At 53.2% G+C, this 20,765-nt stretch carries 23 protein-coding genes; 8 read left to right on the forward strand and 15 right to left on the reverse strand.

All coding sequences use genetic code 11. The features are described from left to right. Positions 1-25 precede the first annotated feature (25 nt). The gene (gene gmk, locus V1566_RS03335; RefSeq protein WP_010426438.1) at positions 26-649 is read right to left on the reverse strand and encodes a guanylate kinase; all 624 of its coding nucleotides are present in this window, start codon (positions 647-649) and stop codon (positions 26-28) included. A 251-nt stretch (positions 650-900) separates the two neighbouring features. On the opposite strand from gmk, the gene ligB reads away from it, so the two are divergent. Continuing rightward, entirely contained in the window at positions 901-2,571 is a 1,671-nt protein-coding gene (gene ligB, locus V1566_RS03340; protein WP_395305051.1) for an NAD-dependent DNA ligase LigB, read from the forward strand. A gap of 2 nt (positions 2,572-2,573) precedes the next feature. Here ligB and V1566_RS03345 read toward each other — a convergent pair whose 3' ends face one another. After that, positions 2,574-3,191 (reverse strand): trimeric intracellular cation channel family protein, encoded by a 618-nt coding sequence (locus tag V1566_RS03345; protein WP_395305052.1) that lies wholly within the window; start codon positions 3,189-3,191, stop codon positions 2,574-2,576. Positions 3,192-3,396: 205 nt separating this feature from the next. Next, a complete protein-coding gene (locus V1566_RS03350; protein ID WP_063145645.1) occupies positions 3,397-4,260 on the reverse strand; it encodes a YicC/YloC family endoribonuclease in 864 nt (287 codons plus the stop codon). 125 nt (positions 4,261-4,385) lie between these two features. Here V1566_RS03350 and rph point away from each other — a divergent pair, with 125 nt between their 5' ends. Beyond that, on the forward strand, positions 4,386-5,102 hold the full coding sequence (rph, locus tag V1566_RS03355) for a ribonuclease PH (protein ID WP_010426431.1): 717 nt from the start codon (positions 4,386-4,388) through the stop codon (positions 5,100-5,102). Between the two features lie 66 nt (positions 5,103-5,168). After that, positions 5,169-5,810: an orotate phosphoribosyltransferase gene (gene pyrE, locus V1566_RS03360; protein WP_010426430.1), complete on the forward strand. Its 642-nt coding sequence runs from the start codon at positions 5,169-5,171 to the stop codon at positions 5,808-5,810. Between the two features lie 83 nt (positions 5,811-5,893). Here pyrE and slmA read toward each other — a convergent pair whose 3' ends face one another. The 3 genes from slmA to coaBC form a co-directional block, all read right to left on the reverse strand. Next, complete coding sequence (gene slmA, locus V1566_RS03365) at positions 5,894-6,490, reverse strand: nucleoid occlusion factor SlmA (RefSeq protein WP_395305053.1); 597 nt, start codon at positions 6,488-6,490, stop codon at positions 5,894-5,896. Between the two features lie 120 nt (positions 6,491-6,610). Then, complete coding sequence (gene dut / locus V1566_RS03370) at positions 6,611-7,069, reverse strand: dUTP diphosphatase (RefSeq protein ID WP_008502691.1); 459 nt, start codon at positions 7,067-7,069, stop codon at positions 6,611-6,613. Then, entirely contained in the window at positions 7,047-8,258 is a 1,212-nt protein-coding gene (gene coaBC, locus V1566_RS03375; RefSeq protein ID WP_395305950.1) for a bifunctional phosphopantothenoylcysteine decarboxylase/phosphopantothenate--cysteine ligase CoaBC, read from the reverse strand. The genes dut and coaBC overlap by 23 nt, the downstream gene beginning before the upstream one ends. A gap of 173 nt (positions 8,259-8,431) precedes the next feature. Here coaBC and radC point away from each other — a divergent pair, with 173 nt between their 5' ends. The 4 genes from radC (at position 8,432) to mutM (ending at position 10,627) form a co-directional block, all read left to right on the forward strand. Beyond that, the gene (gene radC, locus V1566_RS03380; RefSeq protein WP_023334017.1) at positions 8,432-9,100 is read left to right on the forward strand and encodes a DNA repair protein RadC; all 669 of its coding nucleotides are present in this window, start codon (positions 8,432-8,434) and stop codon (positions 9,098-9,100) included. Between the two features lie 218 nt (positions 9,101-9,318). Beyond that, positions 9,319-9,555: a 50S ribosomal protein L28 gene (rpmB, locus tag V1566_RS03385; RefSeq protein WP_002436699.1), complete on the forward strand. Its 237-nt coding sequence runs from the start codon at positions 9,319-9,321 to the stop codon at positions 9,553-9,555. 22 nt (positions 9,556-9,577) lie between these two features. Then, positions 9,578-9,745 (forward strand): 50S ribosomal protein L33, encoded by a 168-nt coding sequence (gene rpmG, locus V1566_RS03390; RefSeq protein ID WP_003024094.1) that lies wholly within the window; start codon positions 9,578-9,580, stop codon positions 9,743-9,745. 72 nt (positions 9,746-9,817) lie between these two features. After that, the gene (gene mutM, locus V1566_RS03395; protein WP_395305054.1) at positions 9,818-10,627 is read left to right on the forward strand and encodes a bifunctional DNA-formamidopyrimidine glycosylase/DNA-(apurinic or apyrimidinic site) lyase; all 810 of its coding nucleotides are present in this window, start codon (positions 9,818-9,820) and stop codon (positions 10,625-10,627) included. Positions 10,628-10,629: 2 nt separating this feature from the next. On the opposite strand, the gene coaD is transcribed toward mutM, so the two are convergent. From coaD to rfaQ, 7 genes are all read right to left on the reverse strand, one after another. Beyond that, the gene (gene coaD, locus V1566_RS03400) at positions 10,630-11,109 is read right to left on the reverse strand and encodes a pantetheine-phosphate adenylyltransferase (RefSeq protein WP_395305055.1); all 480 of its coding nucleotides are present in this window, start codon (positions 11,107-11,109) and stop codon (positions 10,630-10,632) included. A 3-nt stretch (positions 11,110-11,112) separates the two neighbouring features. Then, on the reverse strand, positions 11,113-11,883 hold the full coding sequence (locus V1566_RS03405; protein WP_395305056.1) for a glycosyltransferase family 2 protein: 771 nt from the start codon (positions 11,881-11,883) through the stop codon (positions 11,113-11,115). Further along, positions 11,883-13,157: a lipid IV(A) 3-deoxy-D-manno-octulosonic acid transferase gene (waaA, locus tag V1566_RS03410; RefSeq protein WP_395305057.1), complete on the reverse strand. Its 1,275-nt coding sequence runs from the start codon at positions 13,155-13,157 to the stop codon at positions 11,883-11,885. Before waaA ends, V1566_RS03405 begins: the two co-directional genes overlap by 1 nt. A 66-nt stretch (positions 13,158-13,223) precedes the next feature. After that, positions 13,224-14,213, reverse strand: a complete 990-nt coding sequence (locus V1566_RS03415; protein WP_252033384.1) for a glycosyltransferase — start codon at positions 14,211-14,213, stop codon at positions 13,224-13,226. A gap of 11 nt (positions 14,214-14,224) precedes the next feature. Further along, on the reverse strand, positions 14,225-15,325 hold the full coding sequence (locus V1566_RS03420) for a glycosyltransferase (RefSeq protein ID WP_395305058.1): 1,101 nt from the start codon (positions 15,323-15,325) through the stop codon (positions 14,225-14,227). Between the two features lie 2 nt (positions 15,326-15,327). Continuing rightward, complete coding sequence (locus V1566_RS03425) at positions 15,328-16,455, reverse strand: glycosyltransferase family 4 protein (protein WP_395305059.1); 1,128 nt, start codon at positions 16,453-16,455, stop codon at positions 15,328-15,330. Continuing rightward, on the reverse strand, positions 16,452-17,522 hold the full coding sequence (gene rfaQ, locus V1566_RS03430) for a putative lipopolysaccharide heptosyltransferase III (protein ID WP_395305060.1): 1,071 nt from the start codon (positions 17,520-17,522) through the stop codon (positions 16,452-16,454). Before rfaQ ends, V1566_RS03425 begins: the two co-directional genes overlap by 4 nt. Before the next feature lie 150 nt (positions 17,523-17,672). On the opposite strand from rfaQ, the gene V1566_RS03435 reads away from it, so the two are divergent. Next, positions 17,673-18,629, forward strand: a complete 957-nt coding sequence (locus tag V1566_RS03435; RefSeq protein ID WP_395305061.1) for a polysaccharide deacetylase family protein — start codon at positions 17,673-17,675, stop codon at positions 18,627-18,629. A gap of 23 nt (positions 18,630-18,652) precedes the next feature. Here the strand turns inward: V1566_RS03435 and V1566_RS03440 are convergent, their stop codons facing one another. Continuing rightward, positions 18,653-19,864 carry an O-antigen ligase family protein gene (locus V1566_RS03440; protein WP_395305062.1) on the reverse strand — a complete coding sequence of 404 codons (1,212 nt, stop codon included), beginning with the start codon at positions 19,862-19,864 and terminating at the stop codon, positions 18,653-18,655. Then, positions 19,852-20,760, reverse strand: a complete 909-nt coding sequence (locus V1566_RS03445; RefSeq protein WP_395305063.1) for a glycosyltransferase family 2 protein — start codon at positions 20,758-20,760, stop codon at positions 19,852-19,854. The genes V1566_RS03440 and V1566_RS03445 overlap by 13 nt, the downstream gene beginning before the upstream one ends. Between the last annotated feature and the right edge of the window lie 5 nt (positions 20,761-20,765).

The following is a 20,765-nucleotide window of genomic DNA, read 5'->3' on the forward strand; positions in this document are numbered from 1 at the left end:
ACTGGGCATGATACTGAAAGTGGGTTCAGTCTGCCAACAGTTTGGTGATTAATGCGTCATGTCGCTGCTTCTGGCGGCTCATACGCAGACGTTCTGCGCGAAGAATGGTTTTGAGATCGCTCAGCGCGGCATCAAAATCATCATTCACAATAAGGTAATCATATTCCGCGTAATGGCTCATTTCTGCAACAGCCTGTTCCATACGCTTTGCGATGACTTCTTCGCTGTCCTGACCGCGGCCACGCAGGCGGCGATCCAGTTCATCTTTCGATGGCGGTAAAATAAAGATACTGCGCGAGTCAGGCATTTTCTTGCGAATTTGCTGTGCGCCCTGCCAGTCGATATCCAGGAACACATTCACGCCCGTGGCCAGAACCTGCTCAATGGTTTCACGCGAGGTACCGTAGTAATTACCGAATACTTCAGCGTGTTCAAGAAACGCGTCTCTGCCGATCATCGCTCTGAATTCGTCGTGATCCACAAAGAAATAGTGTTCACCGTGCACTTCACCCGGACGCGGCGCTCGCGTGGTGTGAGAAACAGAAACCTGTGTGTCGTACAACGGTTGGGTTTTTAACAGTGCCTGAATAAGGCTGGATTTACCCGCGCCACTAGGGGCAGAAACAATATAAAGCGTGCCTTGAGCCATGAGAGTCTTTTGTATGTGTTAACGAAGAAGTCCTACATACGGGCTTATTATACACGTCGGCGCACCGTGACGTAGCCTTTGTCACACTTTTTCCCATGGATTATTGAATTTTGCGTGCCGTTTTCAGGTTTTATCTGTGGTTTTCAGCAACCAAAAGAAATACCGGATAGCGTCTCGCATTGTGAAACGTTGCCGTTAGCGTTGTTTCAGGCATCCGGGTATACCTCCTGCAATGCAAAGGAGGGGTAGCGATGTGGCGATGGATAAGCGGGTTAATGCTGTTGTGGTGTGGCTATGGCGCGGCGGTATGTCCGGTGTGGTCGCAGGCAAAAGCAGAGAAAGAGATGGCGTCGTTAAGCGCGCAAATCAAACGCTGGGATGATGCTTACTGGAAGCAGGGCGTGAGCGAGATCAACGACGAAGTTTACGACCAGCTTCACGGGCGATTAACGCAGTGGCAGCGCTGTTTTGGCGGTGAGCCTTCAGAAGAGAAACTCCCCGCGCTGACGGGAAGCGTAAAACATCCTGTTGCCCACACGGGCGTGCATAAAGTGGCCAGCAAAGAGGAATTGAGGCAGTGGATGCGTGCCCGACAGCATCTGTGGCTGCAGCCGAAAGTTGACGGTGTGGCGGTGACGCTGGTCTATCGTAACGGAAAGTTAGCCCAGGCCATCAGTCGCGGTGATGGCCTGAAAGGGGAAGACTGGACCGGGAAGGTGCGTTTAATCCCGTCGGTTCCGCAAAAGCTCACCGGCGCGCTGGCGAATAGCGTCTTACAGGGCGAGCTTTTCTGGTTACACGACAACCACATTCAGAACCAGATGGGCGGAATGAACGCTCGCGCAAAGGTGGCGGGGGCGATGATGCGGCAAAAGGATAACTCGCTATTGAGCAGGATAGGCGTATTCATCTGGGCCTGGCCGGACGGACCGAAAGATATGCAGACATCTTTAGCTGAACTGTCTCAGGCCGGTTTTACGCTGCCGGCACGGTATACGCTTCCTGTTAAATCTGTTGATGCCGTCGAGAAACAGCGCGCGGCCTGGCACGTGACCGCATTACCCTTTGCTACGGATGGCATTGTGGTGCGTTCGGAGGATGAACCTGCGGGCGAAGGCTGGTTACCGGGAGAAGGCAACTGGGTCGTCGCATGGAAGTATCCTCCTGCAGCCCAGGTTGCTGAGGTGAGAGATATTCATTTTTCTGTGGGGCGAACGGGCAAAAGTTCCGTTGTTGCAGCGCTGGAACCCGTGCAACTGGATGATAAACAGGTGCAGCGGGTGAGTCTGGGCTCGGTTGGGCGCTGGCAGAGGCTGGATATTGCCCCGGGGGATCAGATACAGATCAGCCTGGCCGGGCAGGGTATCCCCCGGTTTGATAAGGTGCTCTGGCGCGGGACGGACAGACATAAACCAGAGCCTCCGGCCCCGCGCTATCATGCTCTCAGCTGTTTCTACGCTTCGCCGGAGTGTATGGAGCAGTTCTTTGCCCGGCTGACGTGGCTCAGCTCAAAGCAGGTCTTTGATATTGAAGGATTAGGTGAGTCAGGCTGGCGGACCCTCTGGCAGGCGCATCGTTTTGAACATCTCTTTTCATGGTTGCTATTAACTCAGGCGCAGCTGCAGACTACACCGGGATTTTCCTCAGCACGCGGGCTTGCGCTCTGGCACCGATTTAATCTGGTGCGCGAGAAGCCGTTTATCCGCTGGCTCATGGCATTGGGTGTGCCAATGACGCAGGCTTCGCTGAAGGCGATGGGAGACATATCGTGGCAGAAGATGAGCGGGCGCAACGCAAAGGACTGGCAGACTCTGCCGGGAACGGGTGAGGAAAAAGCGCGACAAATCGTTAACTGGATGCACGCGCCTCAGATTGATGTGCTGGCGAAATGGCTCGCTGAACAGCACATCAACGGGTTCTGAAGCTAGTGTGCGCTGTGTTTGTAATGAAAAACGGGCAGCCCGAGCTTCAGACGCAGCGCCAGCATGCGGGCCGTAAAGCCAAACAACAGCGTCGAGATGACCACCACATCATGGTTCGAAACGTAATGCTGCAGCGCGATATAAAGCACCGCTGCCGCAAAGGAGATGCCGGCATACAGCTCTTTTTGAAAGACCAGGGGGATGCGTTTGCAGAACATATCGCGCAGTACACCACCGAATACGCCCGTGACCACGGCAGCAATGGTAGCGATGACCGGTCCTTCCCCCATATCGAGCGCGATTTGCGCACCGATGATCGAAAAGACGATCAGCCCCAGCGCATCAAGCACCAGAAACAGGCGGCGCAGATGGGGCATAACGGGCGCCATTATGGTGGTTAATACGGCAGCAGTGGCCACGATAATCACGTACTCAGGGTGTTTAACCCAGCCGAGTGGGTAATGGCCCAGCAGGATATCGCGCACGGAACCGCCGCCCAGCGCGGTAGCGGTCGCAATAATGATGACGCCGAAGGTGTCCATACGGCGACGTCCGGCGGCAAGTGCGCCGGTCATGGCTTCTGCGGTGATGCCAATAAGATAAAGGATGTGAAGCAGCATATACCCTCCGGTGTGAACGCGGGGGAGGTTAGCGATTTGTGCGCAAGATCACGATTGAGATTTTCTAAGGCGAGTCAGGTTGCCCTATAAAATTTTATTAATTTATCTTGGGCGGGCCTGATGATAGGCGGTGATACATAAAAGTGGGCGTTGATATGGATTAGAAATAATAATGGGTGGTGCAGTCGACACCACCCGAAAGGCATTACTCGATATTCTGGATCTGCTCGCGCATCTGCTCAATCAGCACTTTCAGCTCAATCGCTGAATTCGTCACTTCTGCATTGATCGACTTAGACGCCAGGGTGTTCGACTCGCGGTTGAACTCCTGCATCATAAAGTCCAGACGGCGGCCCACCGCTTCTTTCTTCTTCAGAATGTTGTAGGTTTCTTTAACGTGCGCTTCCAGACGGTCCAGCTCTTCAGCGACATCGATACGCTGCGCCATCAGCACCAGCTCTTGTTCCAGACGGGTGTTTTCCAGCTGAACTTCCGCTTCTTCCAGTTTGGCGACAAGACGCTCGCGCTGCCATTGCAGCACTTCTGGCATATGGGTGCGGACTTTGGCTACTTCGGTGCTCACGCCTTCAAGACGCTGCTCAATCATCGCTTTTAGCGCCTGGCCTTCGGTTTCACGGGCAACGATAAAGTCGTCCAGCGTGCCGTCGAGGGCTGCGAGGATTTCAGCGGCGATGGCGTCCAGATCCTGCTCACCGGCGGCCATGACGCCAGGCCAGCGCAGAATATCAACCGGGTTGATTTCGCCTTCATCGCTCTGCATTTTGACCCAGTTCGCCGCATTCACGAGCTGTTTCGCCAGTTTTTCGTTGAGGATCAGCTCGCCCTGTGCGCTGGCATCAGGCTCAAAGCGCAGGTTACATTCCACTTTCCCGCGCGTCAGACGATTACGGATTCGCTCACGTACGACAGGCTCAAGGCTGCGGAACTGCTCCGGCATACGGAAATACGTTTCCAGGTAACGCTGGTTTACCGAGCGCATTTCCCATGTGGCGCTGCCCCAGCTACCCTTGATTTCACGCCGGGCGTAGGCGGTCATACTGCGGATCATAGACATTCCCGTTTTTAAAGGAGAGATGGGGGGATTATAGCTTTCGGGGGCTTCTCAGGATAGGAATAAGCGTCCTTTATCCGTATAATGCGCAGCCACATTCGTTTCAAGCCGGAGAATCCATCATGCGTCCATCAGGCCGTAGCGCCAATCAGGTGCGTCCCGTCACCCTGACCCGTAACTATACAAAACACGCTGAAGGCTCCGTGCTGGTTGAGTTTGGTGACACTAAAGTGCTGTGCACCGCCTCCATCGAAGAAGGCGTTCCGCGCTTCCTGAAAGGTCAGGGCCAGGGTTGGATCACCGCAGAATACGGCATGCTGCCGCGTGCGACTCATACCCGTAATGCCCGTGAAGCGGCAAAGGGTAAGCAGGGCGGGCGTACCATGGAGATTCAGCGTCTGATCGCGCGTGCGCTGCGCGCCGCCGTTGACCTGAAAATCCTCGGTGAATTCACCATCACGCTGGACTGCGACGTGATTCAGGCAGACGGCGGCACGCGTACGGCGTCGATTACCGGAGCCTGCGTGGCGCTGGCCGATGCCCTGAATAAGCTGGTTGCGGCCGGTAAGCTGAAAACCAACCCAATGAAAGGCATGGTTGCGGCGGTTTCTGTCGGTATCGTTAACGGCGAAGCGCTTTGCGATCTGGAATACGTTGAAGATTCCGCAGCCGAAACCGACATGAACGTGGTGATGACCGAAGACGGCCGCATCATTGAAGTACAGGGTACGGCGGAAGGCGAGCCGTTCACCCACGAAGAGCTTCTCTCCCTGCTGGCGTTGGCCCGAGGGGGAATCGAATCCATTGTAACGACGCAGAAAGCGGCGTTAGAAAATTGATTTTAAAGGCGACCAATGAGTCGCCTTTTTTTTGCCTGTAAGACAGAAAACCAAAGGAGCAAATCCATGAAATCGTATCAGCGCCAGTTTATTGAGTTTGCGCTTAACAAGCAGGTACTTAAGTTTGGCGAATTTACGCTGAAATCCGGGCGTAAGAGTCCCTATTTCTTCAACGCCGGGCTGTTTAATACCGGGCGCGATCTGGCATTGTTAGGGCGTTTCTATGCCGAAGCGCTGGTGGATTCCGGGATTGATTTTGACCTGCTGTTTGGCCCGGCCTATAAAGGCATTCCGATTGCGACCACCACCGCGGTAGCGCTGGCGGAACACCATGACCGCGACGTGCCGTACTGCTTTAACCGTAAAGAGGCTAAAACCCACGGTGAAGGTGGGAATCTGGTTGGTAGCGCTCTGCAGGGCCGTGTCATGCTGGTCGACGATGTGATCACCGCAGGTACGGCGATCCGCGAATCGATGGAGATTATTCAGGCCAACGGTGCGACGCTTGCTGGCGTGCTGATTTCTCTGGATCGTCAGGAGCGTGGTCGCGGTGAAATTTCCGCTATTCAGGAAGTCGAGCGCGATTACAGCTGCAAAGTGACGTCGATTATCACCCTGAAAGACCTGATTGCGTATCTGGAAGAGAAGCCTGAGATGGCGGACCATCTGGCGGCGGTACGTGCGTACCGGGAAGAGTTCGGGGTGTAGTTAAATTGCCCGGTGGCGCGACGCTTACCGGGCCTGCGCATTTCGTAGGCCGGATAAGGCGAAGCCGCCATCCGGCAACGGTGTTACTGCAACTGAGCGGCCACTAACGGCCAGCGGGCGTCAAAATCGTCCGTTGGACGGTATTTGAACTCGCTACGCACAAAGCGGGAGAGCATCCCTTCACAAAACGCCAGAATTTGGCTCGCCAGCAGTGTTTCATCAACGCTGTAACCTTCGCCTTCACGCATCTTCTTCTCGCGCAATACCTGGCGCAGCTGCGCTTCAATACGTTCGAAAAGCTGGTTAATGCGGCCCTGCAGTCTGTCCTGCTCAAACATCAGCGCGTGGCCGGTAAGGATACGGGTTAAGCCCGGATTACGTTCACCGAAGCCCAGGATTAACAGCACAATCAGACGCAGACGCGCGGTGGTGTCTTTTTCGTCTTTCAGAATCAGGTTGATGCGCGTGATCAGGCTGTCTTCAATAAACTCGATCAGGCTGTCGAACATCCTGGTCTTGCTCGGAAAATGACGGTATAGCGCCGCCTCAGACACGCCCACAGAGGCGGCCAGTTTAGCGGTGGTGATGCGTTGACTGCCATCGCTGGATTCAAGCATCAGAGCCAGAGATTGAAGTATTTCTTCGCGACGATTCCTTTTCGCAGTTTGTTTTTCTGCCATGTTACAAAATACCCCTGAAAATAAGCACTTGCCAGGCTGGCATCCACACAGCGACCGCAAACTGGCGTTTGCGGTTTGTTATTGCATTATAACGCTGTGAGATACGTGTCTTTCGGGCTGCTATTTGCGCCCGGAATGGCCGAAGCCGCCTTCGCCACGGTCGGTGGCGTCAAAGTCTGCCACCAGGTTAAATTCTGCCTGTACCACCGGTACAAAGACCATCTGTGCGATACGCTCGCCCGGTTCAATGGTGAAGCTGTCCTGACCGCGGTTCCAGACGGAGACCATTAGCTGACCCTGGTAGTCGGAGTCGATCAGGCCGACCAGGTTCCCCAGCACAACGCCGTGCTTATGGCCCAGGCCAGAACGCGGGAGGATCACCGCTGCCAGAGACGGGTCAGCAATGTGAATTGCCAGACCCGTTGGAACCAGGGTAGTGGCACCCGGAGCCAGCTCTACGGCGTCATCGAGACAGGCGCGCAGGTCAAGACCGGCAGAGCCGGAGGTGGCATAGGTTGGCAGCGGGAATTGCTCGCCAACACGCGGGTCCAGAATCTTAACGTCGATTTTTTTCATCATAACGGGTAACGATCTCGTCGAGTAATTGTTGGCCCAGGAGTTCCTTGCGCTCAAGCGGTAAGACTTTATCTCCATCCTGCCAGAAAAGGTGCAGTGCGTTGCTGTCGCTGTTAAATCCTTGTGTGGCCAGCGATACGTCGTTCGCGCAAATCAAATCGAGGTTTTTGCGGGTACGTTTTTGCCGGGCATATTCTTCCACATTATTCGTTTCTGCGGCAAACCCAACAACGTATGGACGATGGCTTTTTAGTGCGGCGACACCGGCAACAATGTCCGGGTTTTTCACCATTTTTAGTGTTAATTCATCGCCTTGCTTTTTAATTTTAGCCTCGGCGATCGTCTCGGCACGATAGTCTGCGACGGCCGCACAACCGATAAAAATCTGCTGGCTTTGCGCATGTGCCTGCACGGCGGCTTCCATCTCCAGCGCGGTGGTAACGTCAATTCGCTTCACAAACGCAGGGGTAGGCAGCGATACCGGGCCGCTCACGAGCGTGACGTGCGCCCCACGCCTTGCGGCGGCAGCGGCAATCGCAAAGCCCATCTTACCGGAGCTGTGGTTGGTGATGTAGCGCACCGGATCCAGCGGCTCGCGCGTGGGGCCCGCGGTAATCATGATGTTGAGATGTTGCAGATCGTTGACAGGTGAAAAATGGGCTGCGGCCATATCAACAATCGTCAGTGGGTCAAGCATGCGACCCGGGCCAACATCGCCGCAGGCCTGGCTGCCGCTGTCCGGACCCCAGATAAGCAGGCCGCGTGAGGCCAGCGTCTCCAGATTGTGCTGGGTGGCCGCGTTACGGTACATCTGCTGGTTCATGGCAGGAACGACGGCAACAGGCGCAGGCGTGGCCAGACAAATGGTAGAGACCAGGTCGTTTGCCATACCGGCCGCCACCCGAGCGATTAAATCAGCCGTGGCGGGTGCGAGGATGAACAGGTCAGCCCATTTACCCAGCTCAATATGGCCCATCGCGGCTTCGGCGGCCGGATCGAGCAGGCTGTCAGATACCGGGTATCCTGAAACGGCCTGCAGGCTCAGGGGAGTGATAAAGGCTTTACCGCCTTCGGTTATCGCGACCCGCACATCTGCCCCGCGCTCGCGCAGACGACGCACTAGCTCCGGCGCTTTGTAGGCAGCAATGCCGCCGCTCACGCCAAGAACGATTTTTTTACCGGCCAGGCTCATCATGATTCTTTCCTGTTGGGTTTCACCAGAGAGCGGGCATTTTATCACAATCCCCAAAGCGGGGTGATTTTGTCCTTCGACCACTTTGCGAGGCGCTACGCAAGAACGCAATGTGGCCGTCGAGCGACGGATTGGCCTGTGGCAGCATGAGGTTAAAAAAGGGAGAAGAGAGCATGGAAGAAGAGGATGAGCAGCTGCTGCCGCGCGAAAAACTGCTGCGCTATGGCGTCACCCTGTTAAAAGACGATGAACTGCTGGCGCTCTTTTTACGTACCGGAACGCCCGGAAAAACGGTATTTACGCTGGCAAAAGAGCTGATAGCACATTTCGGTTCGCTGTACGGTTTACTGACCGCCGATCTGGCGCAGTTTAAGCACGTTGAGGGGATCGGCGTGGCGAAATATGCCCAGTTGAGGGGCATTGCTGAACTTGCCCGCCGTTTTTACAATGTCCGCATGGAGAAGGAAGATCCGATCCTGACGCCCGCGATGACGCGCGAATTCCTGCAAAGCCAGTTAACCGATATTGAACGTGAGATCTTCATGGTGATCTTTGTCGATAACAGAAATCGGGTGCTGAAACATAGCTGTCTCTTTGCGGGCACATTGAGCCACGTTGAGGTGCATCCGCGTGAAATTGTGCGGGAAGCGATAAAAGTGAATGCAGCGGGCGTGATCCTCGCGCATAATCACCCCTCTGGCTGTGCAGAACCGAGCAGAGCGGACAAAGAAATCACCGAACGCATTATCAAATGCTGTCAATTCATGGACATTCGTGTGCTGGACCATCTGATAATTGGCCGCGGTGAGTACATTTCTTTCGCAGAACATGGCTGGATTTAGGCTATTTCTCGCGATCCATCGGGATCTTTGTCTGTTCGGGACTTGAGCACACCGCCGAGTCAGCGTATACTACGCCACCTTTGAGAATCTCGGGTTTGGCATTTGGGCCTGGCAATCGAGAGTTCACTTAGAACTATGCGATGACCGGGCTGTAAAGCCTGACGAGGCGCCGATACCCCATACGAAGCTCGAGCTAATTTGATTTTTGGAGAATAGACATGTCCCGAGTCTGCCAAGTTACTGGCAAGCGTCCGGTGACCGGTAACAACCGTTCCCACGCACTGAACGCGACTAAACGCCGTTTCCTGCCGAACCTGCACTCTCACCGTTTCTGGGTTGAGAGCGAGAAGCGTTTTGTCACCCTGCGCGTATCTGCTAAAGGTATGCGTGTAATCGATAAGAAAGGCATCGATACAGTTCTGTCCGAACTGCGTGCCCGTGGCGAAAAGTACTAAGTACTTAAAGAGGAAATAAATCATGGCTAAAGGTATTCGCGAGAAAATCAAGCTGGTTTCTTCTGCTGGTACAGGTCACTTCTACACCACCACGAAGAACAAACGTACTAAGCCGGAAAAACTGGAACTGAAAAAATTCGATCCAGTTGTACGCCAGCACGTACTGTACAAAGAAGCTAAAATCAAATAATTTTAGTCTCCTTGTATCGAAAAACCCCGCAACTGCGGGGTTTTTTGCATTCTGTATCTCAACGGAGGAACCATGCCTGAATTACCTGAGGTAGAAACCAGCCGTCGCGGCATTGAGCCCCATCTGGTCGGCGCGACGATTCTTCACGCGGTGGTCCGCAATGGACGTCTGCGCTGGCCGGTGTCCGATGAGATCCATACCCTGAGCGATAAACCCGTCCTTAGCGTACAGCGTCGCGCTAAGTACCTGCTGCTGGAGCTTCCCGACGGCTGGATTATTATCCACCTGGGGATGTCCGGGAGCCTGCGCATTTTGACCGAAGAACTGCCTGCGGAAAAGCACGACCACGTCGATCTGGTGATGAGCAACGGCAAAGTGCTCCGTTACACCGACCCGCGGCGCTTTGGCGCGTGGCTGTGGACGAAGGAGCTGGAAGGACATAACGTGCTGGCGCATCTGGGCCCGGAGCCGCTCTCAGACGCGTTTAACGCGGAATACCTGCAAGCGAAGTGTGCGAAGAAGAAGACTCCGATTAAGCCCTGGCTGATGGATAACAAGCTGGTGGTCGGCGTGGGGAATATCTATGCCAGCGAATCGCTATTTGCGGCTGGGATCCATCCCGATCGGCTGGCCTCTTCGCTGTCTGCGCAGGAGTGTGAGCTGCTGGTCCGGGTGATTAAAGCCGTATTACTTCGCTCGATTGAGCAGGGCGGGACAACGTTGAAGGACTTCCTGCAGAGTGACGGCAAGCCGGGCTATTTTGCCCAGGAGCTTCAGGTGTATGGCCGTAAAGGCGAACCGTGCAGAGTCTGCGGCACGCCCGTTATTGCCACGAAGCACGCCCAGCGCGCCACGTTCTACTGCCGCCAGTGCCAGAAATAGGGTTACTTTAACTTTTCCATCAAGGCCTGGTGGACGTTCGTCGGCAGGAAATGGGTAACGTCGCCGTGATGACGCGCCACCTCTTTTACCAGCGTAGAAGAGATAAACGACCACTCTTTGGAGGGCATCAGGAACACGCTCTCCAGCTCCGGCATCAGGTGGCGGTTCATGTGCGCCAGCTGCATCTCATACTCGAAGTCCGCCACCGCGCGTAAACCACGGATCAGAATGTTTGCCTGCTGAGTGCGGGCGAAGTTTGCCATCAGGTCGCTAAACCCGACCACCTCAACATTCGGCAGGTGCGAAATGGCATCGGTGGCGAGCTGAACGCGCTCGTTGAGGTCAAACATCGGCTTTTTGCTGGGGCTGGCGGCTATGGCCAGGATCACCTTGTCGAACATGCACGCCGCACGGGTGATGATATCAAGATGACCGTTGGTGATCGGATCGAAGGTACCCGGATAAATCGCTTTTGTGCTCATGGCTCACGTTTTCTCTGAGTAGCCGCGGCAGAGCGCCCACAGCTCGGTGTATTTGTTGAAAGTATACTGGGCATTCACTACCGCGAGTAACCAGCCCTGCTTACCGTCCAGCACGCCACCACGCAGCAGCAGCGTTTTCAGGAACGCGCCCAGCGTGTGGGTGAAGATACCCGTCAGCGAGGCCTTCTTGCCGCGCTGGTGACGCTCCTGCGCCCATGCGGTGGCATAGTTGAGCTGTTTACGCTGGAAGCTCGCGAAATCACGGCAGGTCAGGTGCAGCAAATCGCCCGTCAGGGGGATTACCTGGGCGCTATCGCAGCTCAGGGATTCATGCACCAGATTGTCGTTGTACTGATACCGCTCGCGCTCGTAGAGGCGCATCACGCGGTCAGGGTACCAGCCGCTGTGGCGCATAAAACGGCCAAGGAAGTAGTTGCGGCGGGCAATGCTGTATACGGCGCCAGGCTGGGGCGAGGAAAGCACCGCCTGAATGGCCTGCTGAAGTTCTGGCGTAATGCGCTCGTCAGTATCGAGCATCAGCACATAATCACCTGTGGCATACCCCTGCGCGCGCTGGCGCTGGATGCCATAGCCCTGCCAGTTAGCGTCGACAAAGACTTTTGCGCCCGCAGCCCGGGCAACATCCACCGTGTTGTCCGTACTTCCGGAGTCAAGAATGACTATCTCGTCAGCCCAGGCAACCGACGCCAGGCAATCCGGAAGCAGGTCGGCGGCGTTTTTGGCGATCATCACGACCGACAGACGCGTTGACATTAGTGGCTCCGCTGGGGCAGATAAGGTTGCAGAAGCTGCAACAGACGGGTCAGTGCGCCCTGGTTCTGGTGCAGCACTTCAACGGCATGACGCCCATACCACAGGCGATAATCTTCGTCAGTCAGAAGGGTTGATACCTCTTTGACCACCGAATCCGCATCGGTCACGGTAATTAAACCATCGGCCTGCTGTAATTTCGCGCAGATATCTTTGAAGTTAAACGTGTGCGGCCCCATCAGCACCGGAATAGCGTGGGCTGCCGGCTCCAGCGGGTTATGACCGCCGCGCTCGACCAGGCTGCCACCGACAAACGCGAGGTCAGCAATGCCGTACAGCAGCATCAGTTCGCCCATCGTATCGCCAATCACCACCTGGGTGCTGCCGGAAGGGATTTCACCGCTGCTGCGAAGGGTGTAGATGAAACCACCTTTTTGCACCATGTCGCGGGCATCTTTAAAACGCTCCGGATGGCGAGGCACGAGGATCAGCAGTAAATCAGGGAATTTTTCCAGCAGCTTGCGGTGAGCCTGCAGGATAATCTCTTCTTCGCCATCATGAGTACTGGTGGCAATCCAGACCTGACGACGTGGGGCCCACTGGCGACGCAGTGTGATCGCACGGGCGGCGAGCTCAGGGGTAACAGAAATATCAAATTTCAGGCTGCCCGTTACCGCAAGCTGGTTGCGTTTCAGGCCCAGCGCGATGAAGCGCGCCGCGTCCTCTTCGTTCTGCGCGGCAATCAGCGTGATCCTGCTGAGCAGGCGGCGCATAAATTTACCCAGCTTGCCGTAACCTTTCGCCGAGCGCTCTGACAGGCGCGCGTTGGCAATGACCAGCGGAATTTTACGGGCATGCAGGGCGGAAATCATGTTCGGCCACAGTTCGGTTTCCATCACGATCACCAGCTTTGGGCGCACGGTGTTGAGGAAACGATTCATGGCGCAGGGCAGATCGTAAGGCAGATAGACGTGCTGCACGTCTTTACCGAAAGCGGATAACGCGCGCTCAGAGCCGGTCGGCGTCATCGTCGTGACGGTGATCGGCAGCGACGGGTAGCGGTGACGCAGGGCGCGGACCAGCGGGATCGCCGCCAGCGTTTCACCGACAGAAACGGAATGCAGCAAAATACCGTCCGGTGTGACTTTATTGCGGCAGAAGCCATAGCGTTCAGCCCAGCGTTTACGATACGCAGGCGCTTTCCGGCTACGAAGCAACAGTCTCAGCCACACCAGTGGCTGAATGATGTAGAGCAGAGCGGTATACAACAATTCCAAGCGATTATCCGTTTTTTTAGTTTCGGCGGGCAAATTCTAAGCATTTAGGCCAGGTAAAGCTATCTCTTATGCCAGATACCGTTTCAAACGGAAATAACGTCGACCCAGCCGCCAGCGCAGACGCGGACTTTTTGCACTTTTCCAGATGAGTTTCCAGATGCCTGTTTCGAAGAACTCTTTAATAATCATTGATTTCTTCTTCTCATCCTTCATGTTGTCGAAGGTGTGAATAATTCCCAGCCCCTCTTTGGCAATTTGCCAGTGGCAGGCAGGGATCCCTTTCACTTTATCCGGGTAACGCTGATTGATGGCATCGAGCAGCTGCAGGATTTTCATGTAGTGACGCGCGGAGCGAATCAGCGTGTCGTCATTGTCCGGCATATGGGACACCGATGCAGAGTGAATGTAGTAGTCGTAATAACGCTCGCTGGTGTATTGAACCCGCTCTGCCGCGAGCAGCACTTCGGTGGTCCACGGGATATCCTGATGGCGCAGGCCGGGTTCGAAATGGAAACTGTGTTTACGGATAAAGTCGTGGCGATAGATGTTCAACCAGGTGACGTGAAGGAACTTACGCGAATCCAGCGCCATTTTTAACCACGCCGGGCCAGCCATGACCCCTGTCGAAGCCAGTTTGTCTTCTGGGAAGATCGGGCGCGAGGGTTTCTTGTTGTTCTCCCAGACGTAGTTCCCGTTACAGGTGGCGACATCCAGATCCTGCGTGACGGCCATCTCCAGCAGGCGCTGGTACATGCCGGGTTTAAAGACATCATCAATATCCGGGAAAGAGAGATATTGACCCGTCGCAACGGCCAGACCGGTGTTACGCGCGATGGATACGCCCTGGTTTTGCTGTTCTATGACCTGCAGCTGCGGCAGTTTTTCTCGCCAGTTTTCGACGATCTCCATCGAGCGGTCAGTAGAGCCATCATTAACAATGATGACTTCCATGCTGTCGATGCGTTGATTCACAAGGCAGGTAAAGAACTGATCCAGGAAAGCTTCACCGTTATAAACGGCAACCACCACGCTCAACAATGGGGCTGAATTTTGCATAAGAAACCTGATTATTTTTGATTGTCGACCAGAGCAATATATTGCTGGCAAATGGCACTGATACCGAACGACGCGATGGTTGCATCGCCAACGACCGGCGGGGCGGTATAAATATCCGCCAGCGTTTTTGCCAGTGACGCGTCATTTAACTCTGCCAGCCCGCGCGCTAAGGCTCCGGTAAGGATTTCGGCGGGGCCACCTGGGCAATTTGTACTGACCGGTGGCGTCTGGCAGATAATGGCTTCAACCAGCACATTACCAAAACCTTCGCAGTCAGAACTTAACACTAAAAGGCGTGCCCCTTTAATCCAGGGATAGGGATTGGAATCGAACGGGCGGAAAACCGTTTTGTTTTCAATACCCAGCTCGGCAGCAAGCTGCTTGAGTTTTTGAATTTGCGCTTCGGATCCATTGCCCATCATGACCAGCGTTGTGTCAATTTTACTCAGGGCGAACGCACGTAAGAGACGGTCGTGGCGTTTGTGCTCATGGAAGCGGCCAACATGAATAATGTAATCCTTTCCCTGCATCTCGAAGGGAGCATCCGCCAGACGCTGAATTTCAGGAATATCGAAAGGATTATGGATAACCGCTTTGCGCCGAAGATTGAGTGCCAGCGTCTCGGAAAGATCTTTCAACACGGCACCTGAGACGGCGACCACGTTGCGGTTTTCGTAGGTATGACGAATTTTAAGGTGTTTAAACCAGCGTGAAAGTCCGCTGCGATGGCGAAGATAGGAGAACGAGAACATGCCGTGCACGCAGAACCAGACTTTGTCGCGTTCCAGCGCGCGGCAGTGCGCCACAATGCGGTCGGTTTTGTGCAAATGAGAGAAAACCACATCAAATTTGCCGCTGTGCTCAGCCCGTTCAATCGCCTGATCCAGCAATTGGGCGCGGCGTGGGATCTCCGTCAGCTTTCGCCACGGTTTTTTACATGTGTCCTGAACAACCTGATAATCGATGCCTTCCGGGATGGCGTAGTCGCACACTTTCCGCAGAGAGAATAGAGAGACCTGATGCCCCATTTCTATTAGCCCGCGGGAGAGTGTAAGAACCGTTTTTTCAGCTCCTCCACCGGGTAAACCATCAATAATCATTAGGATGCGCATTTTTAATCCAGTAATTTTTGATAAAGCGTAATAAGCTGACTTGACAGTTTTTCGGGAGTTGCGTCTTTTACACGTTCACGTGCCGCTCGTCCCATATTGTTATTTTTTTCCAGAGAAGAGATGGCTGCTACCGCTTCCTTCAATGTACTGATATCAAGTGCGTCACAATAAAACCCGTTCTGGCCTTGTTGAATAAATTCTGCACCACCGCAACTCTCTGAAGTAATGACCGGCAAGCCGCAGGCCATCGCTTCAAGAATGACGTTAGGAAAGGGATCATACAGCGTTGGCAACAGTAAACCATCGGATAGCTGATAAAAAGGCAGAGTTTCTTTTTGCACCCCCAGGAAACGGATTTGCCCCTCGCAGCCTAACGAACGGGCGAGGTCGCGATAACGACTTTCTGCTTTATCTTGTCCAACCACAATCAGCCAGGCTGATGTTCCCGCGATAGCGCGTATGGCGCTGGCCAATCCTTTTCGTTCAAACCCTGAGCCTACGAAGCAGAATATTACGGCATCGATTGGCAAGCCAAACTGCTGGCGTAGTGCAAAACGCTGCGCCTCTTCAGCCGGAACGAAGCGGGTGGAATCTATTGAATTATAAATCACATGAATTTTATTTGCGTCAATATCAAAATCTTCAACGATTTCGCGTTTGATCATCTCCGCATTACAGATTACGGCTTTTAGCTCAGGCGCCTGATACATTTCCCGTTCCGCGCGCATCACGTAGCGGTGATAGCGGTCATACATCAGCATTTGCGCACGCCAGGCAGGTAAAATGCGCGCGCGCTGCAGCAGCCAGCGGCGATGGACCCCATCACCCGCGCGATAGATATCACAACCCGGGATGCGCTCATGGCTTTGAACAATATCAAACTGCTGTTGCTGCCAGAGTGCGCGCGCGGCCTGTGCAAATCCGCGTTCACGACTGATGCGACCCCACTTTTGAGGGTTGCAAATGTGAATATGCCAGTCGTCTTGCTTCTCTCCCTGCCACTCACGCGTGATGACGTTGAGTTCAAGGTTCTGATTGCTCAGCGCGGTGAGGGCGCGCGAAACGAAGCGTTCCGCTCCGCCATCAGGGCGATACTTTTGGCGAACAATGGCCAGACGATGGTGTTTCATGACAGATATCTCCTTGCGGCGGAGACGACAGCATCAACGGGAATGGCGTCGAGATAGCGTTCTTTCGTTTTGGTATCAATGGCATCCGGATCGGGGAGCGGGCCGTAATCGCCGGCCCAGATCACTTCCCCTTTAACCTGCCATGGAGACCAAAACGTCAGTTTAGAAGGGCCAAACAGCGCCACGCAGGGCGTTTGCAGCGCGGCGGCCATATGCATCGGCACGGAGTCGACACCAATAAACAGAGAAGCGTGATCGATAAGCGACGCCAGTTGACGCAGCGTCAACTGGCCCGCGAGCGAAACGACACCGGTCTTCGGTGCGGCAGCGAGAATGCGATCGATCATCGCCAGCTCTTTTTTATCCGGCCCCGCGGTGAGTACAACCGTATGACCATCCCGCTGCAGTGCAGTAATAGCTTGCGCCATTTTGTCTTCGCTCCAGCATTTAAAGAACCAGCGAGACGTCGGCTGGATCACGATATAGCGCTCGCCCACACCCGTCTGCGTCAGTCTTTGACGGGCATAATCCCAGTCATCTGCGGCGTAGGCCATGGTGACGGCAGGCTGAGGCGTGACCGGTAATGGCGTCAAAATGGAGAGATTCTGTTCGACCGTATGCAGGGATTTGTGGCCGTCGACAGAGACCAGATCGGTATGACAAAAACGCCAGAATGCACTGTTGCGTTTGTTAAACGCGAATCCGAGGCGGAAGGGTGCACCGGTAAAACGGGTGACGATAGCGCTACGCCATTGATCGGCAAGGTTAATGACCAGATGATAATGCTGATTTCTTAACGCACACAGCAACTGCCACTCTTTTTGAAGATGCTTCAGCGTGCCCAACTGCTTCCATTTACGATCGATTCCATAAATTGTATCGATCGCCGGATGGGCGGCGAGCATATCGCGCGTTTCTTCATACAGCAGGACATCAATCTGCGCCTGCGGCCATTTTTGACGTAACGAATCAATGACGGGAGTGGTCAGCAACATGTCGCCATGATGGCGGAGTTTGATAAGTAAAATGCGCAAATCAGGTGTGTCAGGTAAGTTATTCATCATCATCTTATCGGCGTTGTACTGATGGCAATTCTAATAGACCTGATAGCGACTTGCACTCTTTCTCCATAATCTCAGGAATTTCCCTGGAAGGGTTTACTCATGCTTTGGAGAGTGCGTAACATAGCGCTAACTTTCCTGTCTTGCGGACTCATTATGAACAAACCAGCGTTTATCATCACTATTGATACTGAGGGCGATAATCTCTGGCAAAATCACCGCGTCATTAAAACCGAAAACGCGCGCTATCTGGCGCGGTTCCAGACGCTTTGTGAGCGTTTCGGTTTTAAGCCCGTGTGGCTGACCAATTACGAGATGGCGATCGAACCCGTTTTCATTGAATTCGCCAGGGACGCGATCGCCCGCGGTCAGGGCGAGGTGGGAATGCACCTTCACGCATGGAATAGCCCGCCGGAGCACGATCTCACGGGAGATGACTGGCGCTGGCAGCCTTATTTGATTGAATTTTCGGATGAGGTGATGCGCGAGAAAGTGCTGTTCATGACCCGCCTGCTGGAAGAGACCTTCCAGACAAAAATGCTGAGCCACCGTGCCGGGCGCTGGGCATTTGATAGCCGCTACGCAAAATTGCTTGTTGAACTGGGTTACCAGGTTGATTGCTCCGTGACGCCACGCGTGAACTGGCGCAATGCGAAAGGCGCACCGCAGGGTAATGGCGGAACGAATTATCAGCATTTCCCCGATCACGCCTATTTTATGGATTTAGATAATATTTCCCGGGCGGGCAATAGCCCATTACTCGAAGTGCCGATGAGCATTCAGTATAAACACCCGGCCTGGTTGAATACGATCAAACAGGGCTACGACAGGCTTCGCGGTAAATACCGCTCACCTTCCGTGAACTGGTTAAGACCGTCCGGTGGGAATGCGGCGCAAATGATTCAGGTCGCACAGCAATGCCTGTCTCAGGGAAGTGAGTACGTGGAGTTTATGCTTCATTCGTCGGAATTTATGCCTGGCGGAAGCCCTACGTTTAAAGATAAGGCGGCGATCGAAGGGTTGTACCAGGATTTAGAAACGCTCTTTAGCTGGTTATCCGATAAGACAGTGGGGATGACACTGGCGGAGTTTTATCAATACAAGAAAAAATAATGCCCGCGAGGCGGGCATTATCATTAGCGTTGCCTGGTTTGTGAAAAAGGTGTACTCAGCGCAAACATGGTCACAAAGAAGATTAAGGCTTCTGAACTCAATAGTATGACGTCCGTCAGGCCATAGAGTAATAAAAGAAGCATGGTCGTCAGCAGCAGACCATTTCTGTTTTTAAGCGCATAAGCGATCATCGATATATAGAAAAAGAATAATATCACCAGGCCGGGGATCCCCTGCAAAGAGTATTTTTCAATAAACTCATTATGCAGATGCACCCTGATAAAATCGAGTGCTGCCGCGAGATGTGGATGCCCATTTTTTACATATTGCTGTGTCCATACTTCGCGGTCTTCAACTGACTGCCCTAAAGGATGGGTGAGTCCGTTTTGAATACCAACACTCCACATAGAAAAACGTGCACCGAGTGAGGTTGCATCATATCCTTTTTGATAGCTTTCAACTTCAGTTTGTGTTTGTTGTATCTTTGGTAAAATTAATGGCTTGTAGCTAACGATAACAATACCCGCCACAATACATAAGAAAATCAGCGTTGATTTAAGGTGTATTCTTCTGAAGTGGTAAAGCGTGAGCACAATCGCCAGGAGTAAATACAATCCCATTGCGGCGCGGGTGCCTGTTAAAAGAATGACGAAATAAGATATTAAAATGATGAGTCCTGCTGCGACATACAGTTTTATGTTTTTCTGTAGATAAAGACTGTATACAAACGCCAGTGAGAGTACAGAATAAACATAGGCCGACACGGTCGCACGGTTTATGGCCATCTCGATACGTCCCATACCCTGTGATGCCTGCCATAAGCCATAGCCAGTGGCAAGTATAAAACCAGCACCAGAGGCGTATAAGAAATACGTCTGGAAGGATTTTTTATCAATATATGACTTAAACCGGTCAAGATAGAAAATGAGGATACTCGCCAGAATCAATTTTTTACTTGCACCGAGATAATCGTTATAAACATTCAGACCTTCGCTATGGTATTCATACACCAGATACCAGCCAAGATTAAGCAATCCAATTAATAAAATTGGTAACGCGATAGTAAAAGGACGCACTGTGATTTTTTTATATTCACACGCTAAACCGATAATGCTGGCGTAAATTGCAATATAGAAAAACTCTCGTTGCTTACCTGAACTCAGCAGTGCGAGCGCAAGCGAAATAAGGCTCAAAATCAGCGTAAGCTGGTAAAGCCGCAGTTTTACTTTTTCCATAATGCCTCAATGACCCTTTTTTTGTAGCTGAAACGTACATCTCTGGAGAAGAAAAAAGAGAAAGAATAAAGTGCGCTTACCCGCTGTTTAACCAGTTTGAGTTGCAGGTCGGTCAGATGTTGTCGGTGGTTACTGTAAATATCAAACCAATGACAATTAATAAGATGTTTGAATAATATCGGGAATGCTTTTTCCATCTTTAAGGTGCATTCGATAAGCGTAGCGATTTTACTGGCGTCGAGACGGCTCGACAAACTGCCGCTACGTTTGATGTAATAATAGTGTCCCTGACGCTGGTAGACTATTTTACTCGATTGCATCAGCATGCCGGGAAAAACGGCGAAATCTTCATAGCAGACCATCGAAGGAATCGGGTTATTTATATACAATTTCCGATGAATGAATTGGCCGATGAGATGTGCCTGAAAATCTTTGTGCTGCAGGAACCGCTTTATTGCCTCATGTTGTGACAAAGCAACAGGAGAGAAACCCTGCCAGTCGGCGGTGATTTTTTGGGTGTCGCGAATTTCCAGCAGGCGCGTCAGTAGCATATCAGGGCGCTCTGTTTTGAGGTATGCCACGGCGTCCCTGATGCTGCCCGGTTTCAATCGGTCATCGCTATCCAGCATGGTAATGTATTCACCTGAGGCCAGCGAGAGGGCACTGTTTCGAACATGACCTACGTTACGGTACTCAACGTATCGGGATTGCGCATTCGGAAACGTTGGCAGCCATGCCTCAATAATATCCTGTGTGGAGTCATCGGAGCTGTCATTAAAGATAATGATTTCTACATCATCGCCCGCACCCTCAATCGCGTTTTGCAGGCTTTCCAGGGTTGCGTGAAGCGTATCTTTGGCGTTATGCGCGGCAATAATGATGCTTAGAAAAGCCATAATAA

This window comes from Enterobacter sp. ECC-019 (assembly GCF_043974075.1).
GTDB lineage: Bacteria > Pseudomonadota > Gammaproteobacteria > Enterobacterales > Enterobacteriaceae > Enterobacter > Enterobacter asburiae_D.